Origin of the sequence: Paenibacillus sp. GCM10027627 (assembly GCF_042675505.1) — a bacterium.
Classification (GTDB): Bacteria; Bacillota; Bacilli; order Paenibacillales; family Paenibacillaceae; genus Pristimantibacillus.
Genome location: NZ_JBHTHB010000004.1, coordinates 268,083 through 286,683, shown reverse-complemented (window position 1 = coordinate 286,683; position 18,601 = coordinate 268,083). Strand labels below are relative to the sequence as shown.

Annotated in this window: 12 protein-coding genes; 11 read left to right on the top strand and 1 reads right to left on the bottom strand. The window is 48.7% G+C overall.

The window, feature by feature from the left end:
* Window positions 1-269 precede the first annotated feature (269 nt).
* Window positions 270-4,655 carry an AAA family ATPase gene (locus ACFQZE_RS15965; protein ID WP_379358718.1) on the bottom strand — a complete coding sequence of 1,462 codons (4,386 nt, stop codon included), beginning with the start codon at window positions 4,653-4,655 and terminating at the stop codon, window positions 270-272.
* A 139-nt stretch (window positions 4,656-4,794) separates the two neighbouring features.
* Here ACFQZE_RS15965 and ACFQZE_RS15960 point away from each other — a divergent pair, with 139 nt between their 5' ends.
* The 11 genes from ACFQZE_RS15960 to ACFQZE_RS15910 all read left to right on the top strand — a co-directional run bounded on the left by ACFQZE_RS15960 (window position 4,795) and on the right by ACFQZE_RS15910 (window position 18,585).
* A complete protein-coding gene (locus ACFQZE_RS15960; RefSeq protein WP_379358716.1) occupies window positions 4,795-4,965 on the top strand; it encodes a hypothetical protein in 171 nt (56 codons plus the stop codon).
* A gap of 63 nt (window positions 4,966-5,028) precedes the next feature.
* Complete coding sequence (locus ACFQZE_RS15955) at window positions 5,029-6,729, top strand: Ig-like domain-containing protein (RefSeq protein WP_379358714.1); 1,701 nt, start codon at window positions 5,029-5,031, stop codon at window positions 6,727-6,729.
* A 33-nt stretch (window positions 6,730-6,762) separates the two neighbouring features.
* Window positions 6,763-8,589, top strand: coding sequence for an S-layer homology domain-containing protein (locus ACFQZE_RS15950; RefSeq protein ID WP_379358712.1), 1,827 nt, complete (start codon window positions 6,763-6,765; stop codon window positions 8,587-8,589).
* A gap of 465 nt (window positions 8,590-9,054) precedes the next feature.
* Window positions 9,055-10,968, top strand: coding sequence for a threonine--tRNA ligase (gene thrS, locus ACFQZE_RS15945; protein WP_379358710.1), 1,914 nt, complete (start codon window positions 9,055-9,057; stop codon window positions 10,966-10,968).
* 426 nt (window positions 10,969-11,394) lie between these two features.
* Entirely contained in the window at window positions 11,395-12,471 is a 1,077-nt protein-coding gene (locus ACFQZE_RS15940; protein WP_379358708.1) for a DUF418 domain-containing protein, read from the top strand.
* A 59-nt stretch (window positions 12,472-12,530) separates the two neighbouring features.
* Window positions 12,531-13,676 (top strand): VanZ family protein, encoded by a 1,146-nt coding sequence (locus ACFQZE_RS15935; protein ID WP_379358706.1) that lies wholly within the window; start codon window positions 12,531-12,533, stop codon window positions 13,674-13,676.
* Window positions 13,677-13,732: 56 nt separating this feature from the next.
* A complete protein-coding gene (locus ACFQZE_RS15930; RefSeq protein WP_379358704.1) occupies window positions 13,733-14,095 on the top strand; it encodes a YxeA family protein in 363 nt (120 codons plus the stop codon).
* A 257-nt stretch (window positions 14,096-14,352) separates the two neighbouring features.
* Complete coding sequence (locus ACFQZE_RS15925) at window positions 14,353-15,060, top strand: response regulator transcription factor (protein WP_379358702.1); 708 nt, start codon at window positions 14,353-14,355, stop codon at window positions 15,058-15,060.
* 3 nt (window positions 15,061-15,063) lie between these two features.
* A complete protein-coding gene (locus ACFQZE_RS15920) occupies window positions 15,064-16,548 on the top strand; it encodes a sensor histidine kinase (RefSeq protein ID WP_379358700.1) in 1,485 nt (494 codons plus the stop codon).
* A gap of 87 nt (window positions 16,549-16,635) precedes the next feature.
* Entirely contained in the window at window positions 16,636-17,490 is an 855-nt protein-coding gene (locus ACFQZE_RS15915) for a sulfurtransferase (RefSeq protein WP_379358698.1), read from the top strand.
* 387 nt (window positions 17,491-17,877) lie between these two features.
* The gene (locus ACFQZE_RS15910; RefSeq protein ID WP_379358696.1) at window positions 17,878-18,585 is read left to right on the top strand and encodes a hypothetical protein; all 708 of its coding nucleotides are present in this window, start codon (window positions 17,878-17,880) and stop codon (window positions 18,583-18,585) included.
* Window positions 18,586-18,601 lie beyond the last annotated feature (16 nt).

Below are 18,601 nucleotides of genomic sequence, written 5' to 3'. Positions count from 1 at the left end.
TGTGTATAGCTAAAGCTTTAAAGACTAAAGTTCAAATGAACTCGGACAAACGATAGCACCTTATCTACAATTACACGTTAAAATATCTCACATCAATTAAAAATCGTCAATAAATGTATAAAAATTTTAATGATCCGTTTGTTTTATGGCGAAAAATTTAGATCGGTGTTATATAACGTATCATGTCAGTTTTGGGATTGGAGATGGAGGGGCAAAAAAGAAGAAACAGCATCGGTTTGAACCGAATACTGTTCCTCGTTGTTTCCGCTCTAGCCGAGCAGGTTTAGTTCCTTGGCATGCGCGATCGCTTTTGTCCGGCGATTCACTTTAAGCTTGGCAAAAATATGTTTAATATGCACTTTAACCGTGCCGATGGCAATGACGAGGCGGTCGGCTATCTCTTTATTGGACAGGCCTGCTGCAAGCAGAGCCAATACTTCGAGCTCGCGGTCGGTCAGCGGCTCTTCGATAGTTGAGACGTCGGATGACGCCTCGCGGCTCGCTTCGGGCTCCAATTCGCTCGATTGATCGCTGGAGCTTTGAAGAATGCTGAGCAAAATGCCATGCGACGCCATGGAAAGAAGTACCTCTAGCCGTTCGGGTGCAAACACTGCGCTTGCGTGTTTATTTTCCAAATAAAGAATACCGAGAACTGCGCCGTTGACCCGGATCGGGAGGCAGACAACCGACTGAGGACGGTTTTGTGAAATATACGGATTGTGAATAAGCCAGTTTTCCGAATGGGCGTCAAAATAGACGGATTCGCCCGTTCGAAATCCATATCGAATTATACCTTCCGGGAGAAGGGCGCTGTCGATGAACTCTCCTGCCAGGAGACCCGATTGTGAGTCATCCGAGTCGGCGTAAGCTTGAATAAAAAGCGCATCATTCCCTCCCTCTGTAAGAAGGGCGGCTTTGCTTGCTCCCGCATATTTTTTTATAGTGCCAACAATTTCATGAACAACCGTATTCATATCCATTTGTACGGACGTTGCCCGCAGTGCGCGGAGCATTGCTTCAAGATCAAGGCTGCTGTCTTCATTGCCGGATGCTGCAGCCCGAATTTCTGCCGCAGCGGGTTGTTGCTTTGTATCCGTTTCTGCGGATGGTTTATATGGATAGGCGGAATCGAAAGCTGCCTCTCGCAAAGCTGCCCACTCTCGTTGCAACTTGGTGAGCGAATCCACCTTGATGGAAATTTCCCATTTTGTGTAGCTGCTCAGTGCCAACTGTAAGTAGTGCAGGGCGGAATTCTTTTTGCCTACGCTCCAAAAGTAATGCGCTGCAAGCTCTCCAGCCAAGCTCGCCGTTTGCAAATCGTCTCGTTCTCTGGACTCTCGAATAGCTCGGTCGTATAACAGCTCGGCCTGCTCCGATTGTCCGGTGGCGCGAGCAAGCTCCGCTTGCAGAAGTAGGGAGCGCGGCTTAAAGTTGGCGGGACTCCAAAGGGCCAATTTCTCGATTCTTTTGAGAATGGCTCCGAGACGCCCGTGGCGCAAATTCCGCTGCCGTTTCGTCGCAGGCTTCATGGCAACGAGCATAGCCAGCGACTCATAGAACAGACATTCAGGCAAATGAGGCAAATGAGTCGCATAACGCTCATGCTGGAATGCCTGCCGAGCCCAGCCAACAGCTTCTTCATAGCGGCCTAGCAAATAGCAAAGTTGAGTTTTATAGGTGCAGAACTGAAATAACGTTGTCGAAGAGGTTTCTTCACGGCTAATCAGGGTAAGGAAACGTTCCTCTTCGAAGCCAAAGCTATTGAAGGAATCCGGCGCGTCCGTTTTTCCTTGAAGGGCGTCGATATATTGCTGGTACAAATAGATGTTTTGCCGGACAAATTCTTCGTTTAGAGTCGAAATTACATTTAAATATTCCGTCAAAGTGCGGGCTAGATGGCCTAGTGGCGAACGGGTATACAAGGAATTGATATGCGCGCCGACGGCATAGCTGGCAAATACGAGATCCCCTGCATTAATACCAAATTGCAGCGCTTGTTTCATATAAGAATCGCTTGCTCTCGCATCGCCGGCGAACTGGCACAACACCCCGCCGAATATGGTATAAACTCTGCTGTTGACCGAGCTGTTGTTGTATCGTCCCGATAGCTCAAGCCCGATTTTCCCAATAGAATAACCTTTTTCAAATTGGTCCGCTACAGCGCCTAACAGCATCCCGTAGGCCGTATAAATGGCTGCAGACACAGGGGAATTTCCGTGTTGGAGAGACAGTCGAACCCCTTTGCATACAAGCAGGAAAAATACTTTTTTGTTCGTAAAAAAGGTGGACGAAATGATAGAAAAAATTAAATCCATCGCCGCTATCCATTCCGGGTCATTCATCTCTCTCAGAGCCGGCAACTTGTCGATACGGTTGCGAAGCAGCAGCTCCGTACGCTTGCCTTCCATAAGCAGCAACAGGTTGGAAGGGTGAACGGGGATGTCAATGTTGAATTCTTGCAATGTTTGCAAACCGAGAGCGGTGCCCTCCGAATACTTCCCCTTATTGATGTAGTGCATAATTTGAATCATTCGAATGCGGCTGCGCTCAATCCGATTCCGAGCAACGCCAAGCAGCGTTTCGATACCCGTTTCGGACATGGAAATGTTCCCGCACAAGTAATCGCATTCCGCCTTTTGGGCATGGAGCTCGAAGCACAGATCAAATGAGCTGCTCCAATCGTCTTGCGACAACAGACCGATGCCATGGTCGAAATACAATAGTGCAATATCGTGAGCCGACGACGATTTGGCCCGAATGCCCGCATCCAGATTTAAACGAATGAGTTCGTGCAACTGAGTGAAATCTTTGATATGTGCAGAGCCGCGATTCAGGTGATTTACGCTTTCAAAGGCATCATCCTCATAGCCGGAGCCGCGCTCCCTCATGCACAACCCTATTTGAAGGTGAAGCTTCGTTTTCGATACGGCTGAAATTCGATTGTATATCGCTTTTTGCATGTTATCGTGCGAGAAGCGAAAGGAGCCGGATGGGATTCGGACTAGAAGGCCTTCCGATTCAAGAGTCTTGCAGGCGGCGTCAACGGGACCGGCTTCTTGTTTGGCCACGTTTGCGACGAAAGAGGAAGAGAATTGTCCGCCAATACAAGCCATGATATGGAGCAGTTCCATGCTGCTTGGTGAAAGCCGCCTAAGCTTATAGTCGATAAGCCCTTCGATAGAATAGTTCGGCTCTTGTTCAATGAGCCTCCACATATCCAAATGCCACCGCCGCTGCTCATGGCTGTACTCTAGTAGACGGTCGTCCTGGATGCGGAGCAAAATTTGCTTGAAATGAAACGGATTTCCTTTGGATTGGGAATAGAGCGCTTCCGCCAAAGGGAGTGTCGTTTCGTCGCTTGCGTTCAGAGTATCCCGCACCATTTTCACCATGTGCTTCAGATGCAAAGAGGTGAGCTGCACATGCCGAACGGTGGCATGTGCGGTGAAGCTGCCATCCGCTTCGTATCCTGGCAGAGCGGGGGAGTTCTTCTCTTGATGACGATAAGCGCCGACGATCATCATATATTGACATTCCGGATCGCGGAGCAGTTCGTGCAGTAGTTGCAAGGATGAAGCGTCGGCCCACTGCAAATCGTCAATAAACCAAACGAGAGGATTTGATTTGGAGGCCAAAGCTTGTACAAATTTACGAAATAGGTACACAAACCGATTTTTCGATTCTGCGCCTGGCAACTCCTCCGCCTCCGGCATTTCGCCGAGCAGGACGCCTACTTCCGGAATAATAGACGAAATGACGCTGACGTTGGAGGAAAGTGCCTCTCTTAGCCGATGCGCCCATTGATCCCTTTGCTCCTTGCGTTCGCCGAGCAAATGGCGGATAAGTCCGCCGAACGCTTGGGTGATCGGGTGATAGGGGCTTTCCTTGGGCAGCTCTTCAAACTTTCCAGAGATATAAAAGAAATTGCGGGAATGCTTTTGTTTGCGGAATACGGAGTCGATCAGGCTTGTTTTGCCGATACCCGATTCTCCAGAGACGTACACGATTTCAGCAGCGCCTAAACAAGCGGAATGAAAAGCCTGAATGAGCGCGGCAGTTTCATTTTCTCTGCCGTAGCAGCCTGAATCGCCAGCAGAAGCTTCACGAGCTTGTCCAACGGTATCCAGATCGGCAATGAGAAAAGCCGCATTCGGATAACGGTTTTCCGGATTTTTTTCCAGCAGCTTCATCACAAGCAAAGCCAAATCTTCGGGCAGATCGGGCCGAATTTGCACAAGCGGAGGCGGACTCTGAGCCAGATGCATATAAACCCATTCCAGAGAATCGTCTGTCTGAAAAGGTAGCCGCCCTGCAAGCATTTCATAAAACATAATGCCCAGCGAATAGAGGTCGCTTCGCTCGTCCACTGTGCGGTTCATGCGTCCGGTATTTTCCGGCGAACAGTAGGCGAGCTGCTCAAGGCTGCTGTTTTCCTCCAAATGATAGATTTCCGCCTTGTTTGCGCTAAAGTCCAAATGAAGCAGTTCCGGCCGCAATCGGCCATGGCAGTTTCGAGTTTGATGAAATTGGCCGACGCAGGCCGCAATCATTCGTGCCATTTCTAGAAAGGCTTCCGTTTCCATGCGCCCGTGTTCGTTGATAATTGTTCTGAGCGTTTGAGCGCCTGATCGTTTGGCGGCCCCATTTTGTTGCATAACATGCACCTCGTAGTTCAAATCGTTAACAATTATTCTATTTTACAAAAGATACCTCCTTTGAGGTATAGAGAATTTAATAGAATCTCGTTATTTTTAAACAGGTCGAGCGATTATTAGGGAAAAGGTGAATGACAAAATGGAGTTTTCCGCTGTCCGTTATTCAGTTCTATTCATTTTGGCAATCGCGATTGGTTGGATGTTGTGGCGAGATGGGCCCGAGGTTGGCTGGAAATATACGAAGTGGTGCTGCGGCATCGGCTTTGTGGCGGTGCTCGGCTTCGGTACTTGGCAATTTTTTAAAGGTTAACCTTACTTTATGGGGCCGGGACTAAAGATGACAGCGGAAGAGAATCAGAGGCGGGGGAAGACGATGAAAAAGGTTAAACGAATGAAAAAATGGTTGGCAGTTATGCTTGTAACGGCTCTCTTGGGGTGGTCGTTCCCGGTCGAGGGGACATACGCTTCAGCGGCTGAGCTTGATGTGAATCAACACGTTAGTACAGGAGGGAATATTTGGGCTAATCGAGAATCTGCCAAGCATCAGGAATTTACGGCGAAGATAGCCGGTCAGTTGTCTGGCGTAAGAATCCATGTTGCTGGAGCATACGGAAACCCTGAGGGGCTTATCGTTGAGATTTATAAAGCAAACGATTTGTCTGCTGTTATCGGGTTGGGGGAGCTGCCGATCACTTCGGGTGCGATTGGATGGGTTGATGTTCCAATTCCTGGGGGCATATATCTGGATAAAAACATGACTTATCGGATGAGAGTGCATACGATCGGAGGAGGAACCTCGGGAATTGGATGGAGTACGGGAACCTCAAATCCATATCCTGGGCACAAAAGCGGGACGGATTCTTTTTCGGCGGATATTGCCGATTTTGTGTTTCAAACTTATATGATAAGAGACGAAACGGTTTCTGCGAAGCAAAGCGAAATATCTCGTTCAGTTGCAAGGCTGACGGCGGACGGGACAAGCCAAGCCTCCATTGCTGTGAAGTTGAAAAATGCGCAAGGAGCGGATTGGCCGGCAGGTGGCGAGACGGTTGCGATCTCATCAACACTTGGAACGGTTGGACCCGTTACGGATAATGGAGACGGTACCTACACGGCGATGCTGACCGCACCGACAACGCTCGGTACTGCCACAATCGGCGCTACACTGAATGGGACGGCCTTAACCTCGACGACTTCCGTACAATTTGTACCGGGAGATCCTTCGGCCGCTCACAGTGAGCTTACCTCAAGCCGCACATTGATGCCAGGGGATGGCGCTAGCCAATCGACCATCACGGTTAGACTAAAAGACGCGCAGGGCCACTCGGTGACGAGCGACGGATCGACAGTGGAAATGTCAACGACTCTAGGTTCCATTGGAACGGTAGCTTATCAAGGGAATGGCGTTTACTGGGCAACTTTGACTGCTCCGACAACGCTCGGCAATGCAACCGTCAGCGCAAAAGTGAATGGCGCAGCATTGGCTGCGAATACTTCGGTACAGTTTGTTGCGGGCTCTCCTTCGGCTGCGAACAGCTCGCTGGAGGTTGGAGACGCAATCCTTGCGGCTGATGGAACGGCGGGGACTGCGGTAACGGTCAAGCTAAAGGATGCGCAAGGTCATCCCATTACAAGCGGCGGGGATAACGTAGCCATTGCAACGACAATGGGAACGTTAGCGGCGGTGACGGACCACGGGAACGGTTCTTATACGGCTGTGTTAACCGCGCCAACGACGACGGGCAGAGCTTCAATTAGCGCGAAAGTGAATTCGGTTTCGCTTCCTTTATCGCCTGAGGTGGAATTTGTACCGGGGGCGCCCTCCAACGATCGCAGCTTAGTGACGGTAGCAAATCTGACGCTCCCCGCAAACGGAACAAGCCAAACGACGATTACCGTTAAGCTGCTCGATGCGCAAGGAAATGCGCTTACGAGCGGCGGCGCAACGGTGGCAGTGGCTTCTACGCTCGGGACGGTCGGAGCGGTGACGGATCTTGGGAACGGAAGCTACAACGCCATTTTGACAGCGCCTGCATCACTTGGAACTGCCTCTATCAGCGCTACGCTAAACTGAGCGGTTGCCGCATCGACAGCGTCAGTGGAGTTTGTGCCGGGGCCGTTGTCGGCGGCGAACAGCACAGTCGCAGCATCAAAAGCGAAGATAGTGGCCGATGGCACAGGGCAGGTCGCCATTACGGTCCGGTTAAAGGATGAACAAGGCCATTCTTTGACTGAGGGAGGAGCGGCAGTCTCGGTCCAATCCACTTTAGGTACGGTCGGAACGGTGACGGACAACGGGAACGGCACGTACAGCGCGATGCTGACCGCTCCCCTCACACTGGGCACTGCGACGGTTAGCGCGGTCGTAGCCGGTACGCCGAATGTGACATTGGAGAGTACGGCTCAAGTGCAATTTGTTGTTGGCGGGAGCAGCCCTTCGGCTTCCACGGCGAAGGCGGATACTGCAACGGTACGGGCAGACGGAGAAAGCGTTGCCGTCATTCGAGTTACACTTATGGACGATTACGGCCATCCTTTGCCTGGAAAACGCATTATTCTTCGGGAAGTCGAAGAGCGTTCCTATATAAAGACGGTCTCTGGAACAACAGATGCGCAAGGCGTTGCCGTCTTTGAAGCAAGCAGCTTGTTTGCAGGAACCTCTGAGTATTTAGCTATAGATACCAATAGTGAAATGATGCTGGATGAGGCGGTTTTTGTTGAGTTTGTCTATGACCAGCCTCCAACGATTGAATTAAGCGCAAGGCCCGAGCAGCCAACCTTCGGTAGTGTATGGGTATCGGCGGCAGCATCCGCTATAGGCCGGGAAAACGGAATTTCCTTAATGAAATGGGCTGCAGGAAGCCAGACCGCCGATTATTTTGCAACGCAAGGCACAGCTTTCAGCGAAAGCTTTGAGATTAGCGAAAACGGCACTTATACGGTTTATGCTCTCGACACAGCGGGGAATGTCACTGTGACTGTAATCGTCATTAATCAAATCAAGCCGAAGAGCGACGATGCCAGCTTGGCCGCTTGGGAACTCAGTGAATTAAGCGGTTCGCCAACCTTTGCGTTTAACCCTGCAACCTACAGCTACACAGTTCACGTCCCTTATTCAGATTCAAAGGTCAAAATGAAGCTGCGGACGAACGATGGTTATGCCGATATCGTTTTGAATGGTGCGAGCCTTGAAAGCGATGTGCCAAGTGGAGAACTGAGATTGTCGGAAGGCTCCAATACGTTCGAGGCCCGGGTAACGGCGCAAAATGGAGTAGCGGTAAAAACGTATACTCTAAACATCATACGAGCTGCCTACATCCCTCCCGTTTCGACGCCTGCACCGACTCCGACTCCGACAGCAACACCGGAGCCGACACCAAAACCGACCTCCTCGGTGGTCGGGTTTAACGATATAGACGGGCATTGGGCGAAGCCTTATATTGAAGAGGCGGCCGGGAAGGGCATTATGAACGGGATGCCGGACGGATCTTTTAAACCGGATAAACCGATGAAGAGAGCGGAATATATGGCCGTGTTGTATCGTACAATGGGCTTGACCGGCAAATCTGTCGGCGGGAACTTTACGGATGTAAGCAGCGGAGAATGGTACAGCGATTATATTCATGCGCTTGCGGACAAAGGATTGACGAATGGCTTTGAGGACGGCAGCTTCCGTCCGGAGAACGAAATTATGCGCGAGGAAGCATTTGTATTGCTTTATCGGTCAATGAAGGACAAGCTAAAACGATCTCCGGTGGACGTCGATTTGACCTCTTTTAAAGACGCGGACGACATATCGTCTTGGTCGTGTGAAGCGATTCAAGCGCTTGTAAATGCAGGAGTGTTGTCTGGCGGAACGGACGGCAGGCTGAAGCCAAAGGAGACGATTACGCGAGCGGAAATTGCGAAGATTATGGCTTATTTCGTGGAGTAGGTCGGATTCCTCCATTACGGCCAGAGTGAAATAAAGGATCGGGACCGGCGGTTCCGATTCTTTTCACTCTCATGCTAGTGCCTGTTGACCGGGGCGAATCATGTGCATATAATGTTTACAAGCAATATCCATCAGGCGATGACCAAAGACATGATTTCCTTTGCGAGCTTCACAGAGAGAGGGGCACACGCTGAAAGCCTCTTAAGCAAACGGAAGCGAGATTACCCCTTTGCAGCCGTACCGTCGAACCCGTATTCCTTTCTTGGACCATATGGCAGTAGGTGATACCGTCTTATCCCCGTTAACGGATACCGATTAAGGACTTGCCGGGCATGTTTTGCGCGTTATGCGAATTCATGGATCGCGGCAGGTTGAATTAGGGTGGAACCACGAGCTGAACGCACTCGTCCCTTTGTGGAGCAGTGCGTTTTTTTGCGTTCAAATTTACCCTAAGGAGGTTAAGTTGTGGTCATTCAAGTCTCATTGCCGGACGGACAAATTCGAGAGGTGGAGCGAGGGACGACCATCGAAGGGATGGCCGGGATCATTAGCGGCAGCTTGAAAAAGAACGCGGTTGCGGGCAGAATCAACGGCAAGTCCGTCGATCTGAGCAGCCCGATTGAGGAAGATTGCCAAATTGAGATTGTTACATTCGACAGCCTTGAAGGCTTAGAGATATGCCGGCACAGCACGGCCCATTTGATGGCGCAGGCGATCAAACGGATTTATGGAGAAAAAGCAGTCAAGCTGGGCATTGGGCCAGTTATTCAAAATGAATTCTATTATGATATCGACATAGAAAAGCCGATTTCATCCGATGATCTAGCCGCTATTGAAGCTGAGATGGAAAAGATCGTGCAGGAGAATCTCTCCATCATGCGTCGTGTCGTCAGCAGAGAAGAGGCGCAGGAGGTATTCGAAGAACTGGAAGACCCGCTCAAGTTAGAGCTGCTTCGGGATCTCCCAGAAGATGCCGTCATCACTTTGTATGAGCAGGGAGAGTTCGTCGATCTTTGTCGGGGGCCGCATCTTCCGTCTACCGGGCGAATGAAGGCATTCAAGCTGCTTAGAGTGGCTGGCGCCTATTGGCGAGGGGATTCCAACAATAAAATGCTTCAGCGCATTTATGGAACGGCGTTTGCCAAAAAGGAGCAATTGGCCGAGTACTTGCATGTCCTGGAAGAAGCCAAAAAGCGCGATCACCGCAAGCTGGGCCGGGAGCTCGATCTGTTTATGTTTTCTGAAGAGGCGCCGGGAATGCCGTTTTATCTTCCGAAAGGAATGACGATTCGTACCGAGCTTGAGAACTTCTCGCGCGAGGTGCAGAACAAACGGGATTACGATGAAGTCCGCACCCCTTTTATGATGAATAATCGGATATGGGAACAGTCGGGGCACTGGGAGCATTACAAGGATAATATGTATTTTACTCAAGTGGATGAGACGAAGTTTGCGCTTAAGCCAATGAACTGTCCGGGTCATATGTTGATTTTCAAAAACAGCCTGCGCTCTTACCGGGAGCTGCCGATTCGGATATCGGAATTTGGCCAAGTGCATCGCCATGAATATTCCGGCGCTTTAAGCGGGATGATGCGGGTTCGGACATTTTGCCAAGATGACGCGCATATTTTCGTTCGCCAGGATCAGATCGAAGAGGAAATGTTTCGGACCATTGCGCTGATCGACCATATTTATAAAGTTTTTGGCTTTGAATATAAGATTGAGCTGTCTACTCGCCCGGAAGATTTTTTGGGAACAGAAGAAGTTTGGGACCAGGCGGAGCAAGCTCTGCAAAGCGCGCTGGATAAGCAGGGGATAGCCTATCATATTAATGAGGGCGACGGTGCGTTTTACGGACCTAAAATTGATTTTCATATTAAGGATGCGCTTAATCGCAGCTGGCAATGCGGGACGATTCAGCTCGATTATCAGATGCCGGAGAAGTTCGATTTGTCTTACGTTGGGGAGTACAATCAAAAGCATCGGCCAGTCGTCATTCATCGGGCCATATATGGCTCTATCGACCGGTTAATCGGGATTTTGACCGAGCATTACAGCGGGGCGTTCCCGCTCTGGCTTGCCCCTGTGCAGGTGAAGCTGTTGCCAGTCTCGGAGGGTTTTATCGATTATGCCTTCCAAGTGAAGCAAGAGCTGGCGGAAAAGGGCATCCGAGCGGAACTGGACATCAGAAGCGAAAAGCTGGGATATAAAATCCGCGCGGCTCAGCTGGAGAAGGTGCCTTATATGTTCGTGCTGGGGGAAAAGGAGCAAAGCTCCGCGTCTGTTGCTGTAAGACGTAGAGAAGAGGGGGATATCGGCTCTATGGCGGTAGATGAAATTGTTCAGCGGATTGCTTTGGAGATTCTAGAAAAGAAGTAGATTATGTGATTAATGTGACGAATGTAGCGAATATAACGTGTGTATTGTAATAAGTTAGTGAAATGAGTGAAGTGTAATAAGTGAAGTGAAATGAGTGGAGTGTAATGTAGTGTAGTGTATTGTGATGTATTGTGATTTGATGTAGTGTAATGTATTTTAACGTAATGCAATGCCCCGCCCTGCAATGCACTGCACCGCAATAAGTTTCTAAAAGCCGAGGCTCCTCGTTAGAGGACTCGGCTTTTTTGTCATTTGTTTAAGACACAGGCAAATGGTTTTGTGTTTCGTATATCTGATTCATTTGTGCCGGGACCAAAATGAATGGTTTAAGGTTGCTGTAAGGTTGGCGCAAAGAAGGTTTAAGTTCAGGGAGTTACACTGAATTTGCTTAAATCATTTGCTTACATCTTGCCAGGAGGTTCACAAATGCAACAAATATCTATGACGCCTAACGAAAGGATCGTTTCGCTCGATATTATTCGCGGTTTAGCGCTGTTCGGCATTCTGCTCATAAACGTTGGAGGCTATCGCCTCGTGACGGAAGGAATGGAGATGCCCTCTATTGTCGGGGTGGACGCAACGATTCAAACGTTAATTGCAGTAGTTGTGGAAAAAAAGTTTTTTTCTATCTTTTCATTTCTGTTCGGCGCCGGATTTTTTCTGTTTGCCGCTAGCGCTGAACGGCGCGGCAACAAGCCGTTGTGGCGGTTTTCCAGACGATTGTTCGTCCTGCTGCTAATGGGGATATTACATGTCTTCGTCTTTTGGGGCAGCATATTGCCGATCTACGCGCTTGTAGGATTTCTGTTAATGCCGTTTTACCGGGCCAGCTTAAAGACCATTATGGCAATCGGGGGCAGTTTGCTTGCGGTTCATCTGCTTGCAACCGGGCTGAAGCTGTCGCTTTCAAATCCGGTACCGGGAATCGCTGGCGTTATCGACTATTTAGCGAATGATCTTGTGACTATTTTTCTTATGTTCCTATCCGGTTTCCTTGCCGCCAAAGCGGGATGGATTGGCCGGACTAGCGAACATTTGCGTTCCATTCGCAAGCTGTTTTTTCTTCTGCTGCCGATCGCTGCAGCGCTGGCGGTTTGGACCTGGACGGCTTCTGCGAGCGGCAGTCCGCAACTTTCGTCTATTATCGCACTTGGAGCGATGCCGATGGCTTATTTTTTCCTTGCCGGGTTGTTCTTATTGTTGGAGAATCGCAAAATCGCGTCTATGTTTAGTCCGGTCGCGAAAGTTGGCCGTATGGCGCTGACCAACTATGTTGCACAAAGCTTCATCGGATTAGGGCTTATGAATGCGTTTGGGATCGGACTGCCGACTCCGGGACAAATTGTGTTGATCGCGGTGTCCATTTACGCCATTCAAATTGGGATAAGCGCCGTATGGTTGAAATTTTTCCGAATGGGTCCGCTCGAAAAGCTATGGAGGTTTCTCACTTACGGCAAGTCAGGGCAGAAGTTATTAAAACGGGCGACCCCGGACGGTGCATAAAAGATGGCGAACTTAACCATATTGTAAAAATCAATCCGCAAGATGGGTAAGGTGATTTAATGTCTTTTTATGTACAGCCGCTAACGGTGGCCATTCTCATTTCAATTGCGCTCGGCATGATGCTGTTTCTGCCATGGCTCATTTACAACTATAGAAAGTATGGTTTTTTCAGCTTATGGGCTACAGTGGTCGCCTTTTCGTTTATTTATTACATGATATCGGCGTTGTTTCTTGTGCTGCTGCCGCTGCCCGAATCACTCGACACATGCGCGAGGCAGTCGCCGGGCACCGTTTATTATTCCTTAATGCCGTTCACTTTTATTAATGATATTGCAAAAGACGGCACAGTCATATGGGCGCAGCCGGCTACGTATCCGCAAATTTTGAAGCAAAAAGCGTTCTGGCAATCCGCCTTTAACGTGCTGCTGCTCGTTCCGTTTGGCGTTTATCTCCGCTACTTTTTCCGAGAGAGACGTTACTGGACAAGAGCGCTTGGCCTTGGGTTTCTGCTATCGTTATTTTACGAGGTGACTCAATTGACCGGTATTTACGGGCTGTACAAATGTCCTTATCGTCTATTTGACGTGGACGATCTGCTGCTGAACAGCGGCGGTGCGCTTATCGGGTATTTGGCTGCGCCGATTGTACTGGCTTTGTTCCCGTCCAGAGCGAGTTTGCAAGCGAAAAAAGAAAGCTTCGAGGAAAATAGACATGCTCCTCCAGTAGCTCAGTTGCTTGCGCTGCTGATTGATTATTGGGTAATCCAAATCAGCTACGCACTGACTACTTGGCTAGTAACTTCAAACGCTTTTGCCGAAGCGGTTCATATGACAGTCGGATTTTTGATTATGTTTGGTATTGTTCCTTATGTTTTGAAAGGCAGAACGGTGGGAATGAGCCTGCTGCGTCTTCGATTGGCTGATCGAGAGGGGGGGAGGCCTCCTTTGAAATCGCTTTTGAAGCGGACGTTCGCTTTGTATGCGCCATGGATGTTGTCAGGATTGTTCGGTGCCGTGTCCCAGTGGGAGATCCCGCTAGGCTCTCCGTATTATGATTACGGGCTTTGGCTGCAGATTATATTATTTTTTATTTCAGCCGTGATGTGGGCGTTGCTTGTCGTGCACGGGCTTATCGTTTTGTTGCATAAGGGCAAGCGGAGCTTCTATTTTGACTATTTTGCCGATCTTCGCTCTGTTAAGCGATGATTATCGGATGTCATTGAGCAGTTTTTAACTTTAACTATGGGAAGCAGGGGAAAAGGATGAAGAAAGCAAGTATTGCGGGGATTGTTATAGCGTTTATGGCAGGTTGCGTCATTCTTGGTTTTTTTGCGCTACAGACCGTTAACATCAATCGGATTGGGACAGACGGTTATTTTACGAAAATTGTTGGAGCGGGGAAAGTAGTGAGTGTAGACGGGACTAAGGATTTTATCCGTTACGAATATGAGCTTGTCGCTTATATGGATGACGGGAAAGAGGAGAAGTTGCCATTTTCTGCGGCTAAGCAGCTTCGGGAAGGCGCTTATCTTAAGCTTTTTGTTAAAGAGGGAAAAGGGGTCACCTCTTATCAAGAAGTAAGCTTTGATGAAATACCCGAAGCCGCGCAAAAAAGATTTGGATAAGGAAATGCCATAGAGGAAAAGGAGCCTTCATGCTGCATTTGAACGGACGCTCGTAGGAGGACGCTTGGAGGTTAAGTGCGCTTCAATCGGGTAGCGGTTCGGTGGTGAGGGCTCCTTTTTCATGGCGGTTATTGCCGTTAATCGGGGGATGAATGAGGATTGGTTTCAGGATGGCATGTTCAATGGTTAATGAGGTTTGGTTTTTTAGCCGATGTACCATCCTATGAAGAGAAGGATGAGCTTGGAGGTTTGAGGCGATGGCTCGCAACAGAAAAGTGCTAATTATTGATGATGAGGAAGATATCGTAAGACTGCTTGAGACGGTGTTGAAAAAGGAAGGGATAGAACAAATCGTGACGGCCGGAACGGCAAAGGACGGGGTAAGGCAGTTCCAGCGCGAGGCTCCCGATCTGGTCTTGCTTGATATTATGCTGCCCGATGGCGAAGGGTACGAGGTTTGCAAGGAGATTCGAGCAGTATCGAATGTGCCGATTTTATTTTTGTCCGCCAAAACGGAAGAGATTGATAAGATATTGGGATTTGCCATCGGGGGAGACGATTATATTTCAAAGCCGTTTAGTCCGAAGGAAGTGGCTTATCGGGTAAAAGCGCAGCTTCGACGGGCGGAATTTGGCAAGGAGGAGCCGACCGGGGGGCTTATTTTGCGAGTGGGGCCATTTGAATTGGATGAGGATCGAGCGGAGTTGCTCAAAAACGGGACTGTAATCGATTTGAAGCCCAAGGAATTGGGGCTGATGAAACGGTTTCTACTCTATCCAAACAAAGTCATGAGCAAAGAGCAGCTTTACGACACCGTCTGGGGCGAGGAATTTATGGGGATGGACAATACGGTTATGGTACATATTCGCCGCTTGCGGGAAAAGATTGAGGAGAGACCGTCCGAGCCAGACCACCTCATTACGGTCAAAGGGCTGGGATACAAGCTTGTTGTAAAGGATGGATAGGCGATGAAATGGAAGCTGACCGGAAGATATTTGGCCTCGGTAATCCTTATTGTCAGTTTGGTTATTGTGCTGAACGGGGTTCTTGCGGTCGGCTTTTTTATAGCTAGCGTGGTAAATGGGGTGCCTTTGTTTCCTAATAATACGAATTCGCCTGAAACGTTTACCCGCAAGTTTCAACGGCATGTACAGTTTTTCGGCTCGGTCACGGATGCAGGAACAGGGGTAGGAGCGAAGGTGCGTTTGGATGCTGCTGCGACTGTTGTGCCTTCGTCTGCTGTTGCGGGAGTAACGGAGGAGGGGCGGCGGCTGCTGGACGAGCAGAACGGTTGGATTCAGATTTTGGACGAAAGCGGGCGGGTGCTCTATGAATATCAGCAGCCTGCGGAGCTTCCAGGCAAATATACTGCGGCGGACATTGTGCAAATGTACAAATATCAGGAAGTGAACCGTGACACGATCGTATACGTTGGGGAGGCGAGCTTCGGCGAACGCAGGCTGAGCTATTTGGTTGGCCTCGAAAACCCGTATTTGGAGAGGTACGTGCTTTCCTATGATCATCGGAACGTCCTCATGTTTTTTAGGGCAGGACTCATTGTATTTGCCATTGATCTTTTGATCGCGCTCGGTATAGGTTACTTATTTAGCAAAAAATTAACTCAGCCGCTTCAGACGCTCATTGGCGGGATTCGCCGTTTGGCAAATCAAGATGATTATCCGGAGTTGAAGGAGAAGGGCATTTATCGAGGCGTTTTTCAAAATATGAACCAGTTGTCTTCCAGGCTGAAGGAAACGGAACGGGAACGCAAAAAGCTCGATCGGATGAAGGAAGAGTGGATCAGCAATATTTCGCATGATTTGAAAACGCCGCTTTCGTCGATTAAGGGCTATGCCGAAATGATGAAGGACCCGGATTACAGTTTTACTTGGGAGGAAGTCCGCGAGTACGCCGCCATTATTGAAGTTAAGTCGATTTATATTAAAGAAGTCATTGAGGATTTAAGCTTATCGACTAGGCTGAGAAATAAGGAGCTTTCGCTTAATAAAGAACAGGTGAATCTGACTGCTTTGTTGCGAAACACAGTCATTGATGTGCTTAATGATCCGAAATATATGGATATACATATTGAGTTTCACGCTGATCGGGAGGATGTGCCGCAGCAGGTTGATGGCATTTTATTCCGGCGGGTTATTTTTAACTTGTTGTATAATGCTGTTGTTCATAACGATGAAAATGTCAGGATTATGGTTAGTTTGGAAAGCGAGGGGCGGACGAGAATTGTGATTCGCGATGACGGAAAGGGCATTCGCGAGGAGGAGCTGGAGCGTGTTTTTGACCGTTATTATCGAGGGACTAATACGGGAGCGGCACATAAAGGATCGGGGCTCGGCATGGCGATTGCTCGGGATATCGTTGAAGCTCATGGCGGGGAGATTAACGTTTCTAGTGAGGTTGGGGTAGGGACGCTGATTGTGATTGAGCTGGGGTAGTTATCCTCTCATATTCCTGCTTTAATGGTGATAGGAGTTTCGGTATAATGAGTACGCAAGAAGGCAATAGAGAGGACGGAGATTGTAATGAATAATATCGTGTCTTTGGAGTGGCTGAAGGAGCGTCTCGGCGAGCCGGGTCTCGTCGTTGCGGACTGCCGCTTTGTGATGGGTCAGCCGGATGCGGGGCGCAGCCTGTATGAAACTTCCCATATTCCGGGCGCTATTTATATGGATTTGGAAAAGGACTTGTCCGCTCCCGTTGAGGAGCATGGCGGACGTCATCCGCTGCCCGATATTTTTGACCTGACGGTTACGATGAGCCGCGCGGGCATTGGCAACGAAACAACTGTTGTAGCCTACGACGATCAGGGAGGGGCGATGGCCTCCCGTTTATGGTGGCTGCTGAAATATTTAGGACATGAAAAAGTGTACGTGCTTGATCGCGGGTTTGCCGCTTGGACGGAAGCGGGATTCCCGGTTAGTTCGGAACAGCCGGAGGTTGCTCAAGCGTCGTTCCTGGCTGAGGTTCGGCACAGCATGCTGGTTGAGATGGCGGAAGTGCAGGAGCTGCTTGGCAGCGAGCGTGTGACGCTGATCGATTCTCGGGAGGCACCGCGGTATCGCGGTGAGGTCGAGCCTTTGGATCGCGTAGCTGGACATATTCCGGGAGCGATTAATCGCTTTTGGAAAGAAGGTTTGGACGCTACAGGGGCTTGGAAAGAGGAAGCGGCGCAGGCGGAGCGTTTCTCGGATTTGGATGGGGATCGCGAGCTTATTGTGTACTGCGGATCGGGCGTTACGGCAACGCCAAATGTGATTGCTTTGCAGGAAGCCGGGTTTTCGAAGGTTCGGTTGTATGCGGGTAGTTGGAGCGATTGGATTAGCTATGAGGAGAATCCGGTTGCGGTGGGGGAAGAAGAGAAACACAAATACGAATAGCGGTATGCAAATTCTGAATACACACCATGCGGGTCAAGTGAAGTGTTGTTAATTTCCTGAAGTCAACCGTTCTAAAAAAGTACTTACTGCACAAAAAGAATTTAAGTACAAATTAATATTCTCTGCAATAGATAAAGAAGGCCAGAAATCCTAGCTTGAGGACTCTGGCCTTTGCTATGAATAATTGTAATTGAAGAGTTTCTTAAGTCTGATGAATTAACTCGTTGGTATTGAGTTCAGCATACTATAATTGTATGTAAGTCTATTCAACATGGAATCAACGTGCGAGCCGAACAAGAAGTAACAGATGGTACACTCCAGTTTATTCTTTATCTGCTTTAGGTTATTATTAGGTAGCTGGAAAAAAATAAGAAGGTAGGATAAAAATTGACTACTTGTTCGGAATATTATCTAGGAATTATAGAAACAAATAAAACAATAGCAATTCAAACTCTTGAATCGGATATAAGAGGCTTACAATCTCGAAACCACAACTTTCTAGAAGATCTTAGCCATTGGATAGAAATTTTAAAAGATCGACTTGAAGTTTCCCTACTTAAAACATCAGGGAGAGAATATCAACAAGGATTAATTTCTGTTGTAAATGGTCAATACAGACAAGCGTATAATTCATTGCGTTTTTTTGTTGAACATTCATTGGCAGCAATTCATTTCTCCGCTAATGAGCTGCAATTACGACTATGGATGAAAGGGAAACAGGATATTTTCTGGAGCAATATTATTGATCATGAACAAGGTATATTTTCAAAACGTTTTGTTAGCGCCTTCTGTGACCCCTTAACGGAAGATGCACTTGGCCACGGAAATATAGCAAGGGGGCTATATCGAGAATGTTCTGAATATACGCATGGTAACTATAATACCCAGGATAAGCTTCCGGGCAATTTAGAGTTTAACCAGCAAATATTTAACGATTGGCATGATAAGGCTGAGTCCGCGCAACTTATTTTAACATTTGCCTTGTGTTCTAGGTATATCACCGGCTTGAGTATAGAGTCGAAGAGTAGAATAGAGTCATCTGTCATGGAACGACTCGGACACGTTTCTGTTATACAAGGTCTTCTCGAAATATGAAAGGAGGAAAATCATA